This is a genomic window from Brevundimonas sp., from assembly GCF_036732845.1.
Lineage (GTDB): Bacteria > Pseudomonadota > Alphaproteobacteria > Caulobacterales > Caulobacteraceae > Brevundimonas.
In genome coordinates this window covers 1-5872 of the sequence record NZ_DAINBO010000005.1, presented here as the reverse complement: position 1 = coordinate 5872, position 5872 = coordinate 1, and the positions used below count along the sequence as shown (strand labels likewise).

7 protein-coding genes are annotated in these 5872 nt (G+C 70.0%); all 7 read right to left on the bottom strand.

The genetic code is table 11. From position 1 onward, the window contains the following. Positions 1–1772: DUF885 domain-containing protein (locus tag V7D63_RS03005; protein ID WP_333590771.1), on the bottom strand; the 1772-nt coding region annotated here is incomplete at its 3' end. 20 nt (positions 1773–1792) lie between these two features. Continuing rightward, a complete protein-coding gene (locus tag V7D63_RS03000; RefSeq protein WP_333590770.1) occupies positions 1793–2314 on the bottom strand; it encodes a hypothetical protein in 522 nt (173 codons plus the stop codon). Positions 2315–2328: 14 nt separating this feature from the next. Beyond that, a complete protein-coding gene (locus V7D63_RS02995; RefSeq protein WP_333590769.1) occupies positions 2329–2754 on the bottom strand; it encodes a hypothetical protein in 426 nt (141 codons plus the stop codon). A gap of 142 nt (positions 2755–2896) precedes the next feature. Next, a complete protein-coding gene (gene flgH / locus V7D63_RS02990; RefSeq protein WP_333590768.1) occupies positions 2897–3643 on the bottom strand; it encodes a flagellar basal body L-ring protein FlgH in 747 nt (248 codons plus the stop codon). A 12-nt stretch (positions 3644–3655) separates the two neighbouring features. After that, the gene (locus V7D63_RS02985; protein WP_333590767.1) at positions 3656–4324 is read right to left on the bottom strand and encodes a flagella basal body P-ring formation protein FlgA; all 669 of its coding nucleotides are present in this window, start codon (positions 4322–4324) and stop codon (positions 3656–3658) included. After that, entirely contained in the window at positions 4324–5112 is a 789-nt protein-coding gene (flgG, locus tag V7D63_RS02980; RefSeq protein ID WP_333590766.1) for a flagellar basal-body rod protein FlgG, read from the bottom strand. The genes V7D63_RS02985 and flgG overlap by 1 nt, the downstream gene beginning before the upstream one ends. 12 nt (positions 5113–5124) lie before the next feature. Beyond that, positions 5125–5862 carry a flagellar basal-body rod protein FlgF gene (flgF, locus tag V7D63_RS02975; RefSeq protein WP_333590856.1) on the bottom strand — a complete coding sequence of 246 codons (738 nt, stop codon included), beginning with the start codon at positions 5860–5862 and terminating at the stop codon, positions 5125–5127. Between the last annotated feature and the right edge of the window lie 10 nt (positions 5863–5872).

Below are 5872 nucleotides of genomic sequence, written 5' to 3'. Positions count from 1 at the left end.
GCCTGCTCGGCGATCCAGGCGTCCATCCGGGCGTCGAGCAGGTCCAGCGGCAAGGGTCCTTCGACCAGCAGGGCGTCGTGGAATTTGCGCACATCGAACTTTTGACCCAGCGCCGCCTCGGCCCGCGCCCGAATGGCGCGCAGGCGGATTTCGCCGATCTTGTAGGCCGTCGCCTGGCCCGGCCAGCCGATGTAGCGTTGCAGCTCGGTCTCGATATTGTGCGGGGCCAGGGCCGAGTTATCGCGGAAACAGGCCCGCGCCTGCTCCGTCGTCCAGCCCAGCCAGTGCAGGCCCGTGTCCGCCACCAGGCGACATGCGCGCCACATCTCGTACGACAGACGGCCGAACCGCTCATACGGCGTGCGGTAAAAGCCCATCTCCTCGCCCAGATATTCGGCGTACAGGCCCCACCCCTCGGTGAAGGCGGTGACATCGACCTGACGCCGGAAATAGGGCTGGTCCCCCGCCTCCTGCTGCAGGGAGATCTGCAGGTGGTGACCGGGCACCGCCTCATGCAGGGTCAGGGCGGGCAGTTCGTACAGCGGCCGCTGATCCAGCCGCGATGTGTTGACCATATAGCCGCCGGCCACCCCGTTCTGCATCGAGCCGGGGCTGTAGCGGCCGGTGGTGTAGTTGGCCTCGATCTCGCGCGCGACCGGCCGCACGCCATAGGGCAGGCGCGGCAGGGTCCCGAACAGGGCCGGCAGCCCGTCATCGGCCCGTTTGGCCATCTCTGACGCCTGCGCCAACAGCCCCTCGCGCGTCGTGGCGTAGAAACGCGGATCGGTGCGCAGGAAGTTCAGGAAGCCCGCGAAGTCGCCGGTCCAGCCCGAGGCGCGCATTTCGACATCCATGCGCGCGCGGATGCGGGCCACCTCGTCCAGGCCGATCTGGTGGATCTGATCCGGCGTCAGGTCGGTGGTGGTGTAGCCCGCCACCTCATAGGCGTACATCTCGCGCCCGCCGGGGCGGTGGGCCAGACCCGGCTCTCGCGGCGCGGCGGGCAGGTAGTCGTCGGTCAGAAAGGCCAGCCAGGCGCGGCGACGCGGCGCCAGAACCTCGGCGATCACGGCCGCGCCCCGCGCCTTCAAGGCCTCGCGCTCGGCGACGGGCATGGTGGACGGCAGGGTGTCGAACGGCTTCAGCATCGGATCGTTCGCCGCCGTCAGCTCCGCGTCGATACGGGCGGGAACGATGGCGCTCTCGACCACCGAACGCGACTGGACCAGGCCCGTCGTCAGGCCGCGTCGGGCGTTGTCCAGGGTGTCGTCATAGGTCTTGCCCAAGGCCCGCAGGCGCGACAGGTAACGTTCGGCCTCAACCGCCGAACCCAGGCGGGTCGAACTGGCCAGATAGCCGGCGAAGGTCCCCGGCCCGCCCTCGGAATCGAAGGCCAGCCGACCGCGATCCAGCGGAATGCCGGCCAGCCTGTGCCGCAGCACGCGCGACAGGAAGGCGTGGTTGATCCGGTCGGCCGCCGACAGGCCCTGCGGGTTCAGCGCATCCAGCCGCGCCAGGAAGGCCCGCAGCGGCTCCGCCTGGGCCAGTTCAAACGCGCGGCTTCCGTCCGGCAGACGGGCCATGGCCGCGTCGTCGCCCTCCATCCCCGCCGTCATCGGGTCGATGCGGCGCAGATAGGCTTCATAGTCCGACAGGATCGACGCCAGCCGGGCGTCCGACGCGGCCGCCGTCGCGGGCGCCGCCGTCTGGGCCATGGCGGGCGCGCCGCAGACGATCATCAGGGCGGCCAGGGCCGCGGCCGTTGTCTTCATCACCCTCTCCCCGAAGGATTTCAGCCGCAGCGGCCGAAGAATTGTTCGATGCGTCCGGCCGAGTCCGCGTGCGGCGCATAGGCGTGGCGTTCGCCCCCCTGCCACAGAGCGATCCAGCCGACCCGGCGAAACCGTTGGAACACCGGGTCCGACGTGCGGGCGGCGGCGGTCAGCCAGTCGCCGTCGCTGATCTCCAGCGCCTCGGCCTTGGCGTGGAGCCGTTCGGTCTCGCCGCCGGATTCCAGGTGGATTTCGGCCGGGCCGCCGGTCGGGCCGTGGGCCGAGACCTCCAGCCTGCCGTCCGCCCGCTCACAGGCCAGGGTCAGGCGCACGTCGTCGCTCTCATGCAGGCCGTAAACCAACTGCGTCGCCGCGCCGTCCTCGTTCAGAAACCAGTCGTAGCCCTCGACCGGGGCCGGGGCGCCGCCCGTCGTCGTGATCGGCCGCTGGGGCGGCGACGCGGTCGAACAGGCGGCCAGGACGACGCCCGCGCCCAAGAGGCACAGCCCGACCCGCGCGCGTCCGACGTTCAGGTCCGTCATGACATCCTCCGCATTCAACCGCCGCAAAGCTCCGCGAAGCGACGCAGCTTGGCAAGGTGGGCCGTCTGGACCTCGACGACCCTTTCATTCCCGCCCACGGCCACGGCCATGCGGCCCGTCTGGACGAAGGCGGCGAACACCGGATGGTCGGTGCGCAGGACAGCCGTCAGCTTGCCGTTTCGTCCGGCCTCGGCCTCGGTCGCCGCCGACGCCGCACCTGAACGCAGCGTCGCCATGCCCGGCTCGGCCGCCGCGCCGTAGCTGGCGATGCGGGTGACGCCGCTGCCCGGTTCGCACTCCAGGGTCGCCCGCAGACGCGCCGTGTCGGGAACGTCGTTGGCCAGGACGACCGGTCCTTCGCCCTGGTACAGACTCCAGGTCCAGTGCGGCTCGGCGCCTTGCAACGCCAGGCCCGCGAGCGCCGCCAGCAACATGGTCATGGTCAGAGCGCCCCCGCTTCCGTTGTCGGAGAATGGATCAGGCGCGGCTCGATCCGCAATAGGACAGAACGTCCGCGATCACCCGACGTTCCATCCAGGCGGCAAACGAAGCCGTCGTCAGCCAGACCTGTTCACGACGCGGTCAGAACGGGCTGAAGCGCTCCACCAGGCTTTGCGCCGCCGGGGTGGACTGGACCCGGCTGATGTCGCCGCGCCCGCCATAGCTGATGCGGGCCTCAGCGATCTGGGTGTGGTTGATGGTGTTGGCGGCCGAGATGTCCTCGGGCCGCACGATGCCCGCCACGGTCAGTTCGCGCACCTCACGGTTGGTGCGCACTTCTTGCCGACCCTGGATCACCAGATTGCCGTTGGCCATGACGTCGGTGACGACGGCGGCGATGGTCAGATTGACCTTCTCGGCCCGATTGACCGAGCCGGAGCCGGCGGCGTTGGACTGGCCTTCCAGCCCGACCATGTTCTGCGGGTCGAAGCCGCCGGGGAAGGCGCGGCCCAGGCTGTTCTCCAGGCCGAAGAAGTTGGTGACGCCGCCCGAGATGTCGTTGGATCGGGTGCGGGTGGTCGAATTCTGGGTCTGGGCGCGGTCGTCGATGTTGATGTTGATCGTCAGGATGTCGCCGACGTGCCGCGCGCGCTGGTCGCCGAAAAAGGTGCGGGCGCCGGCGCGCCACAGGCTGTTGGCGCTGGCCGCCGTCGCCTCCGGCCGGGCGTTGGGAGCGGGCAGATAGGCCTGCTGCACCGGCACCAGGGCGGCCGGATAGCCGATGGGGGCCAGTTCGGGACCCCGCACCGTCTCGGCGACGGTCGAGCAGGCCCCCAAGCCCGACATCAGGGTCAGGGCGGCGGCGGAGACGATCAGAACCTTACGCATGACGAACTGTCCTCAGCGGGCGGCGAACTGTTGCAGGGCGGCGTTGCGGGCGGCCTGGGCGGCGGGACCGGCCAGGGCCTGGCCGGGACCGACGGCCACGGCGTCGATCATCCGACCCGAGGCGGTGTTCAGCACCACGACCGGCTCTCCAACCGCGGCGTTGCGCTGGGCGCGGCCCATGACGCTCAAGGTCACGCCGCCGACCTGATAGGCCACGGTGACCATGTCGTTGCGGGCGATGACGCGCTCCGCCGCGGCGGCGCGCACCGGCGCGGCCCGGGCGACAGTGGGCGCGGCGGACGTTTCGGTTGGCGCTGTGGCGGCGCCGGGCGAGGCGGCGGCGCTGCGGATCACGACCCGGCGCAGGCCTTGCGGATTGGCCCAGTCCAGGCCCGACTGGCGCGCCAGGGCCTGAAGCTGCCCGGCCTCCATGACCACCGAAGGTCCGGCGCGGGTCGCCACCTGCACGTCGTCGGCGGCTCCGGCCCCGTCGAACAGGTCGCCGAAGGTCACGCGCCCGTCGGAATCGACCGGCTGGGCCTTCAGCGTGACCGGGCCGCTGAGCGCGGGCGTGGCGGCCAGAACGGCGGCGACGGCGGCGGCCAGGGCGGTCAGCCAGCGGGTGCGGCGGCTGAACAACGGCGGGCGCGGCGGCGGGTTCAGGGGGAACAGAATGCTCATCAGCTCTTCACCTGGGCGGCGACGGACAGCATGTCGTCGGCGGTGGAGATGACCTTGGAGTTCATCTCATAGGCCCGCTGGGCCACGATCAGGGCGCTGATCTCGGACACCGCGTCGACGTTCGAGGCTTCGGTATAGCCTTGCAGGATCTGGCCGAAACCGGCCGCGCCAGGCGTGCCGACGGTGGCCGGACCCGAGGCGGCGGTCTCCATCAGCAGATTGTCGCCGACGGCCTCCAGGCCCGCCTCGTTGAAGAAGGTCGCCAGCTCCAACTGGCCGACCACAGACGGTTCGGTCGAACCCTGGGTGATGACCTGCACCTGGCCCGACTTGGAGATCGACACATCGACCGCGTCCTGGGGGATGGTGATGGCCGGATTGACCGCATAGCCGTCGTCGGTGACCAACTGGCCCTCGCCGTTGACGGCGAAATTGCCCGCGCGGGTGAAGGCCGTCTCGCCCGAGGGCAGATTGACCTGGAAATAGCCCCGGCCGTCGATGGCCATGTCGTAGCGGTTGCCGGTCTGGCTGGGCGTGCCCTGTTCGGTGATGCGGTACACGCTGCCGGCCTTCACGCCCGCACCGATCTGGATGCCGGTCGGGACCACCGTGCCCTGGCTGGACGACTGTGCGCCCATGCGTTCGACGTTCTGGTACAGCAGGTCCTGGAACTCGGCCCGTTGGCGCTTGAAGCCGACCGTGTTCATGTTGGCGATGTTGTTGGAGATGACCTCCACGTTCAACTGCTGGGCGGCCATGCCCGAGGCGGCGGTTCTCAAAGCGCGCATGCCGGGATCTCCTTAGGAAGTCCGACCCAGGCGCTCGACGGCGCGCCGGGACAGGTCGTTGGTGTTCTCGATCATCCGCGTGATGCGTTCGTAGGCGCGGCTGATCTCGATCAGATTGGTGATCTCAAGGATCGGATTGACGTTGGAGCCTTCCAGCATCCCCTGGCGGACGCGCGCGTCGGTCGCGTCCATGGCGGCGGCGTTGGAGGCGTTGCGGTACAGGCCGTCTCCGCCCTTCGACAGGGCCGCCAGGGCGTCGAAGCGGACCAGTTTCAACTGACCGACCGGCAGGCCGTTCTGGCTGATCGCGCCGTCGGCGGCGACGGCGGGCTGGCCCAGGGCCGGATCCAGAATGATCTCGCCGCCCTGGCCCTGGACGCGATGCCCGGCCTCGGTGACCAGACGGCCTTCGGGGTCCAGGGTGAAGGCGCCGTCGCGGGTGTAGGCCGGTCCCTGATCGGTCTCGATCTCGAAAAAGACGCCTTCGCCCTCAATGCCGAAGTCCAGCGGGCGGCCGGTCTGGTTCAACGGACCCTGGCCGTAGTCGCGGCCCACGCCGCGGTCCAAGACGAAGCTGACGCCGGGGCGCACCGCGTCGTTGCGCGCGCGCTCGCCCACCTCGGCGCCCAGCAGCAACTGCTCGACCTTGAAGCCGGTGGTGTCCGCATTGGCGATGTTGTTGGCCACGATGTCGAGTTCGCGGCGCAGCGTCATCTGGCGGGACAGTCCGATGTAGGCGGCGTTTTCCACGGGGCGGGCG